Here is a 14,741-nt window from a genome sequence, read left to right as displayed (position 1 = left end):
AAGAAAAGCATCCGGGATTGTAAGGTCCCTACAGCGGGGTCAGCTTGGCTCCCCCGAGGCCGTGAGCCGCCCCAGTGCCAGTGCGATACGCAGGGTGAACGCCGAACGTACGTCGGAGGGGGCGTAGCCCGTGACGTCGGTCACACGTCGGAGCCGGTAGCGCACCGTGTTGGGGTGGACGAAGAGCATCCGGGCGGCTCCCTCCAGGGAGGAGGCCTGCTCCAGGTAGACACTCAAGGTCTCCAGGAGTGCCGAGCCCGCCTCGTCCAGTGGTGTGTAGATCTCCTCCACCAGCTGGCGCCGGGCCGCCTGGTCCCCGGCCAGCGCGCGCTCCGGCAGCAGGTCGTCGGCCAGCACCGGTCGCGGTGCGTCCGGCCAGGCCGCGCAGGCCCGCAGGCCGGCCGCCGCGGCGTGCGCCGAGCGGGTCGCCGAGAGCAGGTCCGGCACGGTCGGGCCGACCACCACCGGACCCGGCGCGAACTGGCCGATCAGCGCCCGGGCCGCGTGCACCGGCTCCTTCTCGCCGCCCACCACGACCACCAGGCGCTTGCCCAGCACCCCGGTCAGCACGTGCAGCTTGGCGTACCGGGCGGCCCGGCGGATCGCCTCGACCACCAGTTCGCTGTCACCGTCCGGAGCCGAGCCCATCACCACCCGGACCTGGCTGGGCTGGCCCCAGCCGAGCGCGGCGGCCCGGGACAGCACGCCCTCGTCGGCGTCGCCGGAGAGCAGCGAGTTGACCACCAGCGCCTCCAGCCGGGCGTCCCAGGCGCCCCGGGCCTCGGCGGCCTGGGCGTAGACCTGGGCGGTGGCGAAGGCGATCTCCCGGGCGTAGACCAGCACCGACTCGCGCATGTCGGCCTCGTCACCGGGGGAGGCCACCTCCTCGATGGCCTCCTCCATCACCTCGATGGTGGTGCGGATCAGCTCGACGGTCTGGCGCAGGGTGATCGCCCGGGTCAGCTCGCGCGGGGCGGTGCCGAAGACGTCGGTGGAGATCGCCTGGGGGGCGTCCGGCTTGCGGTACCACTCGGTGAAGGCGGCGATACCCGCCTGGGCGACCAGGCCGATCCAGGAGCGGTGCTCCGGGGGCATCCGCCGGTACCAGCCGAGCTGGTCGTCCATCCGGGCGATCGCCGCCGAGGCGAGCTTGCCCGAGGACTTCTCCAGCCGCTTGAGGGTCGCGGCCCGGCGCTCGGCGCGCTCGGCGGCGAGCCGGCGCTCCTGCGCGGTCAGGCGCGGCGCCGCCCGTCCGGGCCGGTCTCTCCCGGCGCCCGGTGTCGGGCTCTTCCCGCTCTTGTCGGGATTGGCGGTCGGATCGCTCTTGGAGTTCGCGGATGCGGCTGGCACAGGGACAAGACTGCCTCACCGGAGTGACTGCTCGTGCACAGCCCCCGGTGGACGGGCGGGGTGGTGGCGGTCACACCCGTCACGGGTGCCACGCGAGTGGGAGGGCCGGAGCATGGGGGCACCTCCCGGCCGCCAGGCTGGGGGAGAGCGTCGGCACCGGGTCCGGAGCGCCCGGACCGAGCCATCGAGCAGGCTACGGTGGGTCCGTGACCGACGTCCCCGCCCGCCCCCGTGCCGACCTGCGCCGCGCCGCCGAGCGCTACCGTTCGACGCCCGCCGAGGGCGTCGAGACCCGGCACGCGTTCTCCTTCTCCGGGCACTACGACCCGAAGAACACCCACTTCGGGGCACTTCTCGCGTGCAACGAGGAACTCCTCGCCCCCGGCGGCGGGTTCGACGAGCACAAGCACCGGGACACCGAGATCCTCACCTGGGTGCTGGAGGGCGCGCTCGCCCACCGGGACTCCTGCGGGCACGGCGGGGTGGTGCGGCCCGGCATGGTCCAGCACCTGAGCGCCGGCTCCGGCGTCACCCACACCGAGCGGAACGTCGGCGGCGCCGAGGGGCCGGTCCGCTTCGTCCAGATGTGGCTCCAGCCCGATGTCTTCGACGCGCCCCCCGCGTACGGGCTGCGCGGGGTGGAGCGCGCGGCCGACGGGTTGACGCTGCTCGCCTCCGGGCTGGCGCGGGACACCGGCACCGGGGCGCTGCGGCTGCGGCGCGGCGACGCCGCGCTGTGGCTGGTGACCGCCGGGCCGTGGCAGCCGCTGCCCGCGCTGCCGACCGCCGCCTACCGCTACGCGCACCTGACGGCCGGCTCGCTCGGCTACCGGACGGTGCCCGGACCGCAGGGCGGGGGCCGCTCGATGGTGCCCGGCGACAGCGTGCGGATCACCGGGGACGCCTTCGCGGCGCCGACGGCCGGCGAGGCCGGCGCGGAGCTGCTCCTGTGGGAGATGCACACGCCGGTCTCGTACGGCTGACGGCCTGCGGCGCGGCGTCTAGAGCTCTGCGAGGACGGCGTCGCTCAGCGCCGGCCAGGCTTCGGCGGCCCACGGGCCGAAGTCCCGGTCGGTGAGCGCGACGCAGGCCGCGCCGGCCTGCGGGTCGACCCAGAGGAAGGTGCCGGACTGGCCGAAGTGGCCGAAGGTGGCCGGGGAGTTGGCGGTGCCGGTCCAGTGCGGTGCCTTGCCGTCGCGGATCTCGAAGCCGAGGCCCCAGTCGTTCGGCCGGCGGTGGCCGAAGCCGGGCAGCACCCCGCTGGTGCCCGGGAAGGCGACCTCGCGGGTGGCGGCGGCCAGCGTGCCCGGGTCGAGCAGCCTGGGCGCCTGGAGTTCGGCGGCGAACCGGGTGAGGTCGGCGAGCGTGGACAGGCCGCCGGCGCCGGCGGGGGAGCGGTGCGCGGTGTTGATCAGGGTGGCGTGCATGCCGAGCGGCTGGAACACGGCCTCGGCGGCGTACCGGCCGAACTCGATGCCGGCGGCCCGCTCCAGGGTCTGCGCCAGCACGTCGAAACCGGCGTTGGAGTAGAGCCGGCGGTTGCCGGGCGCGGCCATCACCCGGTGCTCGTCGAAGGCCAGGCCCGAGGTGTGGGCCAGCAGGTGCCGGACGGTCGAGCCCTCCGGCCCGGCCGGGTCGTCCAGCTCGAAGACGCCCTCCTCGACCGCGACCAGCACGGCGTACGAGGTGAGCAGCTTGGTCACGGACGCCAGCGGGAACAGGTGGTCCTGCGGTCCGTGGGCGCCCAGCACCGCGCCGTCCGCGCCCCGTACGACGGCCGCCGCCGCGTGCGGCACCGGCCAGGTCTCGATCTTCCGCAAGCTCTCCATGGGGCCCGACTCTAACCGGGGCCGCCGGCCCGGCGGGATGGCAGGCTTGGCCGCGGCGCACTTGCTTCGAGTGCACTCCAAGGCGTTAGCGTCGTCGCCACGCTCACCACCGGGGGACCGACCATGACCGTACTCGCATCGTTCGAGGCCGAGCTGCGCACCTGCTGGGACGTGTTCCGGGATCCGGTCGGCGCGCCCGACCGCACGCCGCGGCACACCATCGGCGAGGTGTCGGCGGCCAGCGGACTGACCGCGCACACCCTGCGCTGGTACGAGCGGATCGGACTGCTCGACGCGGTCGACCGCTCGGCCTCGGGCCAGCGCCGGTACAGCGACGCCGACCTGCACCGGCTGGCCTTCCTGGGGCGGCTGCGGCTGACCGGGATGCCGGTGGCCGACATGCTGCGGTACGTGGAGCTGGCCCGGGAGGGCGAGCGGACCTCGGCGGACCGCCGCGACCTGCTGCTCGCCCACCGGGAGGCGGTGCGGCAGCAGATCGCGGACCTGCACGCCACGCTGGCCGTGCTCGACCACAAGATCGACGTGTACAACGGGCGGCTCGCGCAGTGCGCGCGGAGCCACTGAGGCGTGTGCGTCAGACCGCGCGGCCGGTGTGGGCGGCGAGCCGGGTGTAGGCGTCGGAGCCGGCCGGGGCGGGCCGGACCGGGCCGAACGGGACGTCGCCGCCGCGCGGTTCGGCCGGCAGCGCGGCCAGGGCGATCGCCAGCGCCGCCTCGCCCAGCCGCTCGTCCAGTCGCTCGTCCAGCGGGAAGCCGGTGCCGAGCGCGCGGGCGATGTCCCAGGAGTGGACGACGGTCTCCAGGACGTAGCCGCCGACCGCGTCGCGGCCGGGCACCTCGCCCCAGGGGACGGAGGTCGGACGGTCCAGCTTGGCGTCCTCGGCCCAGGCGGCGCTCACCCGGGCGCGGGCCCGGCCGAGGGCGGCCGGCCAGCCGTCGTCGGCGACCCCGCCGGTGGCGGCCGCGACGTCCGTGCAGAGCCCGCCCTCGCCGGTGTGGGCGAGCCGGTGGATGCCGCCGACCACGTGGCCGAGCAGGGCCCGCAGGTCGTACTCGGTGCACGGGGTGGGCCGGTCCAGATGCTCCGGCCCGGCCTCGGCGATCAGCTTCTCCAGCTGGTCGAGGGCGAGCCGGTACAGCGGGCGCGGGTCCTGGGTGGTGTCCATGGGGTGGGTCAACTCCATTGGTACGGAAGGTTTTCGTTTCGGGAGGCAATCTCCCGGTAAAACCTGACAGCCCTCGTCATGATTGCTGGGATCCTCGTGCCATGAAGGCCGACCGCCTGCTCTCGATCCTGCTGCTGCTCCAGACCCGCGGCCGGGTGCCCGCCACCGAACTGGCCGAACGGCTGGAGGTGTCGGTCCGCACCATCTACCGCGACGTCGAGGCGCTCTCGGCGGCCGGCGTGCCCGTCTACACCGAACGCGGCCGGCACGGCGGCATCAGCCTGCTGCCCGGCTACCGCACCGACGTGAGCGGCCTGACCGCCGACGAGGCGCGCGCCCTGTTCGTGCTCTCCGCCCAGGGCGCGCACAGCGACCTGGGGCTGGACGGCGCGCTGGGCTCGGCGCTGCGCAAGGTGATGGCCGCGCTGCCCGCCCCGCACCGGCCGGGCGCCGAGCGGATCAGCGAGCGGGTGCTGGTCGACCCGGCGCGCTGGCTGCAGGCCGGGGTGCCGCCGGGGCCGGACCTGGGCGAGCTGCAGTACGCGGTGTTCGCCGACCGCCGGCTGCGGCTGCGCTACCGGCACAGCGGCACGCCCGCGCCGGTGGAGTACGCCGTGGACCCGTACGGCCTGGTCAGCAAGGCGGCGGTCTGGTACCTGGTGGCCGATCTGCACGGCGAGCCGCGGCTGTTCCGGGCCGACCGGGTGCTGGACGCGCAGACCTCGGACGAACCGGTGCGCCGACGCCCGGGGGTGGGCCTGGGCGAGGTCTGGGCGGTGCTGCGCGAGCAGGTGGAGCGGCTGCCCAGGGAGCTGACGGTGAAGGTGCGGGTGCGGCGCGGGCGGCTGGACATGTTCGTCCGGATCCACGGCACCCGGCTCGCCGCCCCGCCGCCGGAGACCGGGGGCGGGGCGCCCGACGACTGGGTCGAACTCGCGCTCGGCTTCCAGTCGTTGCCGGCCGTCCGGGCGCTGCTCGCGTTCGGCGCGGACGCCGAGGTGCTCTCCCCGCCGGCCGCGCGCCGGGAGATGGGCCGGGCCGCCGCCGAGGCCGTCCGGCTCTACCCGGAGGCCAGGTAGGCGTCAGGCCTCCGGGGCGGGGCGCAGCACGTCCTGGTAGGCGCCGAGGGCGACGGCCGCGAAGTTGTGCAGGCTGTCGGTGCCGGCGGCGAAGTAGCCGTTGTGGCCGGAGGAACGGGCCGAGGAGAGCCGCTCGGAGCCGAAGTCCAGCGAGGTCGGGTCGGCGCCGTGGCCGAGCCCGCCGACCTCCAGGTACGGCACGTTGCCGATCCAGTCGGTCTCGTTGCGGGTGGCCCAGACGTGCACGCCGTCGCCCAGCTCCGAGGTGCTCTCCACGCCCATGCCGGGGGAGCCGAACACCACGAGGTCGGTGATCCCGGTGGTGTCGGTCGGCGAGGCGGCCGCCCGGGGGATGTCGGGTGCGGCGGTGCCGCAGACCACCGAGCCGTAGGAGTGGCAGAACAGCGTGGGCGGCGCCTGGGGCCGGGTGGTCTCCTTGAGGCCGGCCAGCAGCCGGCGCAGCCGGGGTGCGCCGACGTCGGCGAGCCGGGAGGTCACCGCGTCCGGGCCGAGGCCGGAGGGGGTGACGTAGCCGGTCCAGGCGACCACCGCGGTGCGGGTGCCCGGGGACTGCCGGTGCTCCTCCTGGTACAGCGCCCGGGCCATCCCGGCGGGTGAGCGCAGCGGCTCGACGGCCTGGTCGAAGTGGCCGAGGTCGGCGTCGGAGCCGGGGACGAGCACCGCGACCCGGTCGGCGCCGCCGAGATCGCCCCACACCTCGGTGAGCAGGCCGCGGCCGCGCGGGTCGAAGGCGAGGATCTGCCGGCCGGGCGCGAGCAGGCTCTGCGCGTCGTTGGCCCGGGAGACGGCGAGCGCGCGCTGCTCCGGGGGGAGGGTTTGGTCGCCGGCGCGGGTCCGGGCGTGGTCGCGATCGGCGGCCAGCGCGATCCGGTTGGCCCGGTAGCGCACGGCGAGCGGGGCGCCGTCGAAGTTGCCGACCACCAGCGGGTAGGCCTCGACCAGCCGGTTCAGTTCGGCGGGGGTGAGCTGCGCGAAGAACTCGGCGACGGCGGCCGGGGCGGTGGTGGCCGGGTCGGGCAGGTCGTGCCCGTAGGAGTGGTCCTCGACCCAGGCGGCACTGCCGGCGGGTGGGGTGGAGATGGCCAACTGCTCGGTGGCGGCCGCGGCCTGGGCGGCCGCCGCGCCGGCGTCGGCGAGGACGGCGGCACCCGCGAAGGCGCCGATCAGGACGTGCTTCCACCGCCGACGGCGCATCGCCTCAACTCCCTGAGAGTCCCGTCACCGATCCCGGACGGGAGCCCGGAGGGTGGTACGACTGCCAACTTCCCAGTGCAAGCCTAGGGGCCAGGAGGCGCGCTGAGTCCGGCTCAAACTGTGGGAAGGATCACATGAACCGCAGGTGTCCCGGATGCGTCGTGGTCGTTCGCGCGAAGAGCGCTCCGCCCCCGCGGCCGGGGTGGCCGCGGGGGCGGAGGCGGTGGGCGCGGGGCCCGGTTCAGAGCAGCGAGTTCCAGGCCGAGACCGAGCGCGAGCCGCTGACCAGGCGGTCCGGGTGGCCGCTGCCGTCGGCGACCGAGATCCGGCGGTAGCTGTCACCGTGGAACACCCAGTACTCGCTCCTGCCGCCGACCCGCTGGGCGTCGGGGACGGGCAGGAAGCAGTCCACCGCGGCGGCGTCGTTCAGCGAGCCCCACTGGGAGAGTTCGCGGTCGGTGCGCTCCAGCACGTCGGTGTGGGCGGCGCCGTCGGCGACCGAGATCAGCCGGTACCGCTGGCGGCCGCCGGTGGTGTGGAACGCCCAGTACCAGCTCTTGCCGCCGACCCGCTGCTGGTCGGGCACGGGCAGGAAGCAGTCCACCCGGTCGACGCCGGACAGCGAGGGCCAGGCACCGAGGTCGCGGTCCGGGCGCTCCAGCGCGAAGGTGTACCCGCTGCCGGAGGTGATCGAGACCGCCCGGTAGCGCTGACCGCCGCCGGTGCTGTGGAACGCCCAGTACCAGCTCTTGCCGCCGGGGTTCTGCAGGTCGGGCATGGGCAGGAGGCAGTCGATCCGGCCGATGCCCTGGAAGGCCGGGTGGCCGCTCAGCGGGGCGTCGCCGTCGACCGCCCGGTCGGTGTGGGCGGTGCCGTCGGCCACCGAGATCTGCCGGTAGCGGTCGCCGTGGTAGGCCCAGAACCGGCTCTGGCCGTCGCGCCGCCACTGGTCCGGGACGGCGAGGAAGTCGTCGCAGGGGTAGGCGGGCCCGCCCGGGGCGGTGGTCTGGCCGCCCTGCTGGGTCTGGGTCTGGCTCTGCCCGCCGCCCTGGCTGCCCTGGCCGGTCTGGCCGGTCTGGCCGCCCGCGGCGGTCCGGTCGGGGCCGACCAGCCGTCCGTCGGCGAGCCCGCGCAGGGTGCTGAGGGAGGGCATGAAGGCGTACACCGAGCCGGTGGTCTGCACGAACTGGGCGAAGCTCAGCGGGGTGTGCTTGACCGTGCCGTCCGACTCCCGGCTCTCGAAGTCGACGTCGGGGGCCTCCTGGGTGACCGGGTCCTTGCCCGGCACCGGATTGCGGCCGGGCGGGAAGTCCGGCTGGTCCATCCAGTCGGCCTGGATGAACTCGAACTGCCGCTGGATGTCGGCCTGGTAGCAGACGAACAGCAGGCCGCGCGGGTCGTCGGGCCCGCCCGGGCCCTCCGAGGCCGGGTCGAACGGCGCCCCGTACGGCGTGCCGCGGCGCATGATCCGGCGGCCGTCGAGCTCGCCGGCGTCGAACGGCGGGTGGCTGGGGTCGGGTGCCTGGAGGCCGGCCCGCGGGCTGGTCTTGCGCAGGTGCGACCAGAGCGGGGTGACCAGGCCCTCCAGGTCGTCCCGGAAGTCGAAGTCGTTGTCCGAGGCGGCGCCGGGGGTGTTGGGGACGTCGTGGTCCCTGAAGCGGCAGACCGGGGCGCCGGAGCGCCAGCGGCCGACCAGCCGGGCCGCCAGCCACTCGGTGGTCGCGGTGTCCGGGACGGCCTTGGCGAGCCTGAGCTCCTTCAGCTTGACCGCGACCTGCGACCACCAGCCGGGGACGTCCTGGGCGAGCCGGCGGACCACCTGGAAGGAGCCGGCGCGCGCCCAGTCGGGGAAGTCCCGGAAGCTGCCCGGGGCCGGCTCCTCGCCGCAGACGAACTCGCCGGCCGGGATGATCCGGGTGCCCGGGTGGCCCTCGACCTCCTCGGGCCGGTTCGGGTCGGGCCGATCGAAGCCCCGGATGCCCGGCTCGCTGATGCCGTCCTTGAAGCCGAAGTGCTCCTTGCCGCGGCGGCTGCCGAGCAGGGTCTGCGCGTTCTGCTGGTAGACGATCAGCACCCGGTACTCGGCGGCGGCGATCCGCTGGGCCTCGATCGCCGTGCGGAGGTCCGTCTCGGTGTCCGCGGAGAGCTTCAGCACGGCGTGCACCGGCTGGCTCCGCCCGTTGCCGAACAGCCAGTTCGCCGGGGAGTTCTCGCCGGTGTCGCCGAGCGCGCCGGCCCGCTTGGCCGAGCCCTCCTTGAACGCCTCCAGGCCGCTGCCGACCGGCGGGGGCTGCGGGAACGGGTCGGTGGTGGAGAGCGTCCGCAGGCCCTCGTAGGTGAGGCTGACGCCCAGCCAGGTCGCCTTGAGCGTCTTGGGGTCGTCACCGCCGGAGGTCCTGCGGGCCTCGCTGAACGCCTCGTTGAACGCGGCGACCTCGCGGGTGGTGGCGATCTGCGGGATGAGCTGCCGGAGCCAGTCGCGGGCCCGGGACGCGTCCTCGAACTTGAGGAACAGGACGCTGACGTTGTCCTTCTTGAAGCCGGCCAGGATGTCGCCCTGGATCTCCTCGCTGTCGCGGAGGAACAGATCCGTTGCCATGGGGGTGGGGTTCCTTTCGGTGCGGGGTCAGGCGGTGAGCTGGATCCACTTGGCGACGGAGGGCACGCCCTGGTCGTTGAGCAGGAAGAGCATGTACCAGCCGGGCGGCGCGGCCTTGGCGTCCGGCGGGGCCTGGAACTCCAGCCGGTTGCCGGCCCGGCTGCTGAGCCTCAGGTCGAGGTGGCGCTGGCTGGTGTTGATCGAGTGGGTGGAGGTGGTGGGCGCGAGCAGCACGGCCCTGGAGACCAGGCCGGGGGTGTCGGTGGTGACCTGGAAGGTCTTGTCGTAGCCGACGGGGGTGGTCGGGGCCCGGTCGAGGGACGGGCGGTCGCCCTGGTGGAGGTAGGCCGGCTCGTAGATCTCGATGGTCCCGTTCATGGTGACCGGGCCCTGGGTGCCGGGGATGTCGGCCACCGTGCCGTTGATGTCCGGGTTGTTGGCGAGCTGCTGGAGCTCGTCGCCGGTGACCATGATGCGGCCGTCGGGCAGGACGACGGCGTTGGAGTGGTAGCCGCGCGGCAGCCGCTGGACCGGCCCGAGCTGCCAGTTGCCCTGGTCGTCGCGGAGTTCGACCTGGCGGTACTTGAGGTCGGCGTTCGGGTTGTACGGGCCGTTGCCGTAGTCGCGGATGTCGTAGGCGCCGTTGACGGTCATCAGCCGGCCGTTGGGCAGCAGCAGGGTGTCGTCCTGGGTGCGGCCGAAGGCGCGGGACTTCTCGGCGGTCCAGCTGCCGTTGGAGAAGCGCAGGGTGCTGGGGTTGTCCCGGTCGCCGCCGAGGATCAGCGCGGAGTCCGGGCCGTTGGCGCCGCCGGGCAGCAGGACGGCCGAGCCGTAGTTGCGCTTGCGGCCGTCAGGGCGGGCGGGCAGGTCGCTGCGGGACTCCGCGACCGGGTCGAACTTCCACTGCTCGGGGGCCTGCCGGCCGAAGCCGTAGATGTTGCCGTCGTTGAGCGAGAACAGGTGCGGGTAGTCCAGGGTGAACGGGGCGTCGACCTTGAACCGGTCGACGGGGGTGTTCTTCGGGGTGTCGGTCTTGAGCGAGGGCACCGGGTAGTTCTTGGCGGGGAAGCGCTCGACCACCGGGGTGGGGGTGCCCCAGCCGAGTTCGGACTGGCCGGACATGATCAGCTGCCGGCCGTCCGCGCCGGTCACCACCGTGGGGTACCAGCGGCCGACGGACATGTCGGGGTTGCGGGTCCAGGTCTCGGTCCACGGGTCGAAGATCAGCGAGAGCTTGGCGCCGGTGCCGCCGTTGCCGCCGAGGTTGCCGCCGAAGACGCCGAGCATGCCGTTGGGCAGGAAGGAGTGGCCGGCGCAGAAGAACGGCGCCGGGCGGGGCTGGTCCAGGCCGTCGGGCATGTTGACCACGGGCGGGGTGACCTGCTTGAACGCGTCCTTGCCGTAGCCCGCCGCCGGGTCCCAGAGGAACGCCCGGCCGGCGTTCTCCCGGCCGGTGGTCTGGGTGGGGGCGGGCTCCTTCTCCGGGTTGGTCTCGATCCGCTCGAAGGAGAACAGCAGCACCTTGCCGGTGGGCAGCAGCGCGACGTGGTCGCCGAAGTCGGGGGAGGGGAAGTACTGGTTGAACGTCCCGAAGGTCCCGGCGGCGAAGCCCTTGTTGTGGCTGGCCTGGGACTCCGTCAGCGCGTTCAGCCGGTTGGTGCGGGTGGTCTGCGGGTAGTCGCCGATGCCGCGGACGGCCGCGCGCATCCGGGCGTGCTCCTCGGCGTGCTCCTGGCCGAGCGCGGCGACCTCGTCGTCGCGCAGCTCGGCGAGCACCCGGGGGTCGGCGACCTTGGGGGCGACGGCGGTCGCGCCGTCGGGGGTGTCATGGCCGCCGGGACCGTGGGCGGCGGCGGGTACGACGGCGGTCAGGGCGGTGCCGGCGGTCAGCGTGCAGACCACGGCGGCGGCGAGCACGCTCGGAAGGCGCCGGCCGGGCCGTGGCGGGGGCAGGGACATGGAACTCCTCGAACAGAACAGGGGCCGTCCGGCTCGGAACTCCGGGCGGGCGAGGGGGAACGGCCACGGGCAGCGCCCGGTCGCCGACAGCCACAGGCCATCACGGTGGGTCGCGGTCCGCATGCGGAGGCACTGCGTTCGGCGGGGGCGGGGGCCGCAAGCGGGTGAGCGGGCGCGCGCGGGAACGCGGAAGCGGGCGCGGAAGCGCCGGTCCGCGCCCGCCCGCCGCCCCGGGTGCCCGCGCGCGTCAGACGACGCCCAGCGCGTACGCGGCGAAGAACGCCGCCCCCGCGCCGGCCACCGCCCTGGCCGGCCGGGAGAGCCCCGTCCACGGGCCGTCGAAGCGGCGGGTGAACCACCCGATCGCGACCAGCGCGGCGCCGAACAGCGGCAGCAGCGCCAGCCGGAGCGCGACCCAGCCGAGCGAGTCCGGCGCCACCGTCAGCCCCGGCACCGCGCCGAAGACGGCCGCGCCCGGCACCGCGACCGCGAGCATCGCGCTCTGGTGCCAGCAGAAGATCGTCATCGCCGAGAGGTTGACCGCCACCACCGGCAGCCAGAGCAGCGGACGGCGGGTCAGCAGCCGGCCGAGCCGCTCGCGCAGCAGTACCGCCGCGCCGCACTGCACCGCCGCCAGCGCCAGTACCAGCAGGGACGGCGGGTGCGAGTTGTTGCGCCCGGCGCCCGGCACGCCGACCATCGACGCGGGGTAGTGGAAGACCAGCAGCAGCACGGCGAACAGCGCCCCGCCGCCGGCCAGCAGCAGCCGCGCCGCCGGACGGCCCAGCCGCCCCGAGGCCCAGAGCACGCCCAGCTGGTAGCCGAACAGCCAGCCCGGCAGGATGTTCAGCAGGCCGACCCAGGACGGCACCGCCGGTGCCCACGGCCCGTACCGCAGCAGGTCGACGACGGCGACCGCGGCGAGCAGCGCGCCCGCCGACCAGCAGCCCGTCCGGCGGGCGAGGGCCGCGCAGAGCGGGGTGAGCGCGGTCAGGCCCAGGTAGACGGCGATGTACCAGAGCGGCTGCACCACCAGCGTGGTGCCGGTCCGCACGGTGTCGGCGGGGACGCCGAGGCGCGGCAGCAGCGGGATCAGCAGCGCCCAGACGGCGGCCACCCCGAGCACCGGCTGGAGCAGCCGCACCACCCGGCCGCGCAGCCAGCCCGCGTACCCGACCCGCCGGGCCCGGGCCCGTTCCCGCGAGCGGACCGCCGAGTGCCCGCCGACCAGGAAGAACACGCCCAGCAGCTGGAGCCCCCAGCTGACCGGGGCGAAGAAGCCGAGGCCGGGGGAGGAGAGCGGACTGGCGTTGTGCAGGGCGCCGTCGGCGGAGCGGGTGAAGCCGCCGAGCAGCCAGTGGCCGACCGGGACGGCGAGCAGGGCGAGGGCGCGCAGACCGTCCAGGGCGCGGTCGCGGGTCGCGGGGGTGCGGGCGTCCACCTGGCGGGCGGCCCGGTGCAGGGGGGCGAGCAGGGAGCTGGGCATGACGGGGACTCCGTTCGCGAAGGGCGAGGGCTCTGGCAGGGGGAGACCGCGGTCAGCGGCCGAGGGCGACGTCGGCGAAGGCGGCCAGCGAGGCGGTGCCCGGGGCGAAGTAGCCGGTGTGGCCGTGCGAGCCGGTGGACGGCAGCGGGCGGGCGCCGAAGGCCGGGTCGGTCGGGTCGGCGCCGTGGCCGAGGCCGAACAGCCGCACGTGCGGGACGTTGCCGATCCAGTCGGAGCCGTTGCGGGCGGTGGCCCAGAGCGGGACGCGCGGGTCGAGGTCGGCGGCCGAGCCGACGCCCAGGCCCGGCGAGCCCAGCACCACCACGCCGGAGGCCTGCCGCGGGCCCGGCCGGGCCAGCCCGCAGACCACCGAGCCGTAGCTGTGGCAGAACACCGTGGCCGGGGCGTCGGGGCGGGTGCTGACGGCGAGTCCGTCGAGCAGCCGGGTCAGCCGCTCGGCGCCGGCCGCGGCCAGGGTCTCGGTGGCGGCGTCCGGGCCCAGCCCGAGCGGGGTGGTGTAGCCGGTCCAGGCGATCACGGCGGTGCGTCCGTCGGTCGCCTCGTACAGCGCCCGGGCCATGCCGACGGGGGTGCCGTACGGGTCTGCGGCGCGGTCGAAGGTGCGCAGGTCGATGTCGGAGCCGGGGACGACGACCGCGGTGCGCCGGGCGGCGGCGAGGTCGCCGAACACCTCGGCGACCTGGCCGCGGCCGCGCGGGTCGAAGGCGAGGAAGCGGCGCGGCCCGCCGGGCGCGGTCCCGTCGAGCAGGGTGCGGTAGCGCTCGGCGCGCTCCCGGGCGGCGGTGCGGTCCTGCGCGGTGAGCGCCGGGTCGACGGCCCGGGCGAGGGCGCGCTCGCGCTCCTCGGCGACGGCCCGGGCGTTGGCCCGGTAGCGCAGCTCGACGGGCGCGCCGTCCAGGTTGCCGACCACCAGCGGGTGGCGCAGGGCCAGCTCCTCCCGGGCGGCGGGCGCCAGGTGGGCGAAGAAGGCGGCCACCTCGGCGGGGGCGGCGGTGGCGGGGTCGGGCAGCGGCCGGCCGAGGGCGGTGTCGGCGACCCAGGCGGCGGCCCCGGGCGGCGGACCGGTCACCGCGCGCTCGCCCCCGGCGGCCCAGCCGCCCGCTCCCAGCACCGCGGCCAGCGCCAGCGCGGCGGCGGCCGCCGCGCGGCCGATCCGATTCCTCGTCATGTCCTTCTGCCTCCGCTTCCCGTTCGGTCCGACGGGAAGGAAGGTAGGAACGAGGCGGCCCCGCGGACGTCACACCGCGGGGCCAACTCCCGGGTGCTACCCGGGTATCAGGGGGTTCTCCCCCGGGGGAACGCCCCACCGGGGCCGGGGGGAGCGGCTCATTGACCCGGGGTCACCAGCCCGGACTCGTAGGCGAGGACCACCGCCTGGGCGCGGTCGCGCAGGCCGAGCTTGGCCAGGATCCGGCCGATGTGGGTCTTCACGGTCTGCTCGGCGAGCACCAGCCGGGCGGCGATCTCCTGGTTGGACAGGCCGCGGGCGATCAGCTCCAGGACCTCGGTCTCGCGCGGGGTCAGCCCGTTGAGCCGCAGCTTGGGGTCGCGGCGCCTGGCCGGCCTGGTCCGGGCGAAGTCCTCGATCAGCCGCCGGGTCACCGAGGGGGCGAGCAGCGCCTCGCCGGCCGCGACCACCCGGACGGCGGCGATGAGGTCGTCCGGGGGCGCGTCCTTGAGCAGGAAGCCGCTGGCGCCGGCCCGCAGCGCGTCGTAGACGTAGTCGTCCACGTCGAACGTGGTGAGCATCAGGACCTTGGGGCGGTGTGCGCCGGGCACGGCCGGATCCAGCAGCCGGCGGGCCGCCTCCAGGCCGTCCATGACGGGCATCCGGACGTCCATCAGCACGACGTCCGGGTGGGTGCGGCCGCTCACCTCCAGGCCCTGCGCGCCGTCCGCGGCGTCCCCCACCACGTCGATGTCGCTCTGCGCGTTCAGCAGGGCGGCGAATCCGGCCCGCACCATCGCCTGGTCGTCGACGATGATCACGCGGATGCTCATACGGTGTTCTCCCCGG

The 14,741-nt window shown here is 75.2% G+C and carries 12 protein-coding genes; 3 read left to right on the top strand and 9 right to left on the bottom strand.

Annotated features, from left to right (window positions below):
* Positions 1 to 39: 39 nt before the first annotated feature.
* The gene (locus tag ACFCLZ_RS12795; RefSeq protein ID WP_380286153.1) at positions 40 to 1,236 is read right to left on the bottom strand and encodes a PucR family transcriptional regulator; all 1,197 of its coding nucleotides are present in this window, start codon (positions 1,234 to 1,236) and stop codon (positions 40 to 42) included.
* A 320-nt stretch (positions 1,237 to 1,556) separates the two neighbouring features.
* Here ACFCLZ_RS12795 and ACFCLZ_RS12790 point away from each other — a divergent pair, with 320 nt between their 5' ends.
* On the top strand, positions 1,557 to 2,333 hold the full coding sequence (locus tag ACFCLZ_RS12790; RefSeq protein WP_380285024.1) for a pirin family protein: 777 nt from the start codon (positions 1,557 to 1,559) through the stop codon (positions 2,331 to 2,333).
* Positions 2,334 to 2,351: 18 nt separating this feature from the next.
* Here ACFCLZ_RS12790 and ACFCLZ_RS12785 read toward each other — a convergent pair whose 3' ends face one another.
* Complete coding sequence (locus tag ACFCLZ_RS12785; protein ID WP_380285023.1) at positions 2,352 to 3,179, bottom strand: serine hydrolase domain-containing protein; 828 nt, start codon at positions 3,177 to 3,179, stop codon at positions 2,352 to 2,354.
* Between the two features lie 123 nt (positions 3,180 to 3,302).
* On the opposite strand from ACFCLZ_RS12785, the gene ACFCLZ_RS12780 reads away from it, so the two are divergent.
* On the top strand, positions 3,303 to 3,764 hold the full coding sequence (locus tag ACFCLZ_RS12780) for a MerR family transcriptional regulator (RefSeq protein WP_380285022.1): 462 nt from the start codon (positions 3,303 to 3,305) through the stop codon (positions 3,762 to 3,764).
* A 10-nt stretch (positions 3,765 to 3,774) separates the two neighbouring features.
* Here ACFCLZ_RS12780 and ACFCLZ_RS12775 read toward each other — a convergent pair whose 3' ends face one another.
* Entirely contained in the window at positions 3,775 to 4,365 is a 591-nt protein-coding gene (locus ACFCLZ_RS12775) for a TIGR03086 family metal-binding protein (RefSeq protein WP_380285021.1), read from the bottom strand.
* Positions 4,366 to 4,466: 101 nt separating this feature from the next.
* On the opposite strand from ACFCLZ_RS12775, the gene ACFCLZ_RS12770 reads away from it, so the two are divergent.
* Positions 4,467 to 5,444: a helix-turn-helix transcriptional regulator gene (locus ACFCLZ_RS12770; RefSeq protein ID WP_380285020.1), complete on the top strand. Its 978-nt coding sequence runs from the start codon at positions 4,467 to 4,469 to the stop codon at positions 5,442 to 5,444.
* Between the two features lie 3 nt (positions 5,445 to 5,447).
* On the opposite strand, the gene ACFCLZ_RS12765 is transcribed toward ACFCLZ_RS12770, so the two are convergent.
* The 6 genes from ACFCLZ_RS12765 to ACFCLZ_RS12740 all read right to left on the bottom strand — a co-directional run bounded on the left by ACFCLZ_RS12765 (position 5,448) and on the right by ACFCLZ_RS12740 (position 14,725).
* A complete protein-coding gene (locus tag ACFCLZ_RS12765; protein WP_380285019.1) occupies positions 5,448 to 6,659 on the bottom strand; it encodes an alpha/beta hydrolase in 1,212 nt (403 codons plus the stop codon).
* 241 nt (positions 6,660 to 6,900) lie between these two features.
* Positions 6,901 to 9,258, bottom strand: a complete 2,358-nt coding sequence (locus ACFCLZ_RS12760; RefSeq protein ID WP_380285018.1) for a Dyp-type peroxidase — start codon at positions 9,256 to 9,258, stop codon at positions 6,901 to 6,903.
* A 27-nt stretch (positions 9,259 to 9,285) separates the two neighbouring features.
* Positions 9,286 to 11,217 (bottom strand): galactose oxidase-like domain-containing protein, encoded by a 1,932-nt coding sequence (locus tag ACFCLZ_RS12755; protein WP_380285017.1) that lies wholly within the window; start codon positions 11,215 to 11,217, stop codon positions 9,286 to 9,288.
* Between the two features lie 247 nt (positions 11,218 to 11,464).
* Entirely contained in the window at positions 11,465 to 12,703 is a 1,239-nt protein-coding gene (locus ACFCLZ_RS12750) for an acyltransferase (protein ID WP_380285016.1), read from the bottom strand.
* A 52-nt stretch (positions 12,704 to 12,755) separates the two neighbouring features.
* Positions 12,756 to 13,892 (bottom strand): alpha/beta hydrolase, encoded by a 1,137-nt coding sequence (locus ACFCLZ_RS12745; RefSeq protein ID WP_380285015.1) that lies wholly within the window; start codon positions 13,890 to 13,892, stop codon positions 12,756 to 12,758.
* A gap of 158 nt (positions 13,893 to 14,050) precedes the next feature.
* Positions 14,051 to 14,725: a response regulator gene (locus ACFCLZ_RS12740; RefSeq protein WP_380285014.1), complete on the bottom strand. Its 675-nt coding sequence runs from the start codon at positions 14,723 to 14,725 to the stop codon at positions 14,051 to 14,053.
* Positions 14,726 to 14,741 lie beyond the last annotated feature (16 nt).

Source organism: Kitasatospora purpeofusca (genome assembly GCF_042691725.1).
GTDB lineage: Bacteria > Actinomycetota > Actinomycetes > Streptomycetales > Streptomycetaceae > Kitasatospora > Kitasatospora purpeofusca_B.
This window is presented reverse-complemented; position numbering and strand designations above follow the sequence as displayed.

What these genes read in the sequence shown, in the direction of transcription:
- ACFCLZ_RS12755 (WP_380285017.1), bottom strand. Translation starts at nt 11,217, where the DNA reads ATGTCCCTGCCCCCGCCACGGCCCGGCCGGCGCCTTCCGAGCGTGCTC.
- ACFCLZ_RS12780 (WP_380285022.1), top strand. Translation starts at nt 3,303, where the DNA reads ATGACCGTACTCGCATCGTTCGAGGCCGAGCTGCGCACCTGCTGGGAC.
- ACFCLZ_RS12745 (WP_380285015.1), bottom strand. Translation starts at nt 13,892, where the DNA reads ATGACGAGGAATCGGATCGGCCGCGCGGCGGCCGCCGCCGCGCTGGCG.
- ACFCLZ_RS12765 (WP_380285019.1), bottom strand. Translation starts at nt 6,659, where the DNA reads ATGCGCCGTCGGCGGTGGAAGCACGTCCTGATCGGCGCCTTCGCGGGT.
- ACFCLZ_RS12750 (WP_380285016.1), bottom strand. Translation starts at nt 12,703, where the DNA reads ATGCCCAGCTCCCTGCTCGCCCCCCTGCACCGGGCCGCCCGCCAGGTG.
- ACFCLZ_RS12770 (WP_380285020.1), top strand. Translation starts at nt 4,467, where the DNA reads ATGAAGGCCGACCGCCTGCTCTCGATCCTGCTGCTGCTCCAGACCCGC.
- ACFCLZ_RS12785 (WP_380285023.1), bottom strand. Translation starts at nt 3,179, where the DNA reads ATGGAGAGCTTGCGGAAGATCGAGACCTGGCCGGTGCCGCACGCGGCG.
- ACFCLZ_RS12740 (WP_380285014.1), bottom strand. Translation starts at nt 14,725, where the DNA reads ATGAGCATCCGCGTGATCATCGTCGACGACCAGGCGATGGTGCGGGCC.
- ACFCLZ_RS12760 (WP_380285018.1), bottom strand. Translation starts at nt 9,258, where the DNA reads ATGGCAACGGATCTGTTCCTCCGCGACAGCGAGGAGATCCAGGGCGAC.
- ACFCLZ_RS12775 (WP_380285021.1), bottom strand. Translation starts at nt 4,365, where the DNA reads ATGGACACCACCCAGGACCCGCGCCCGCTGTACCGGCTCGCCCTCGAC.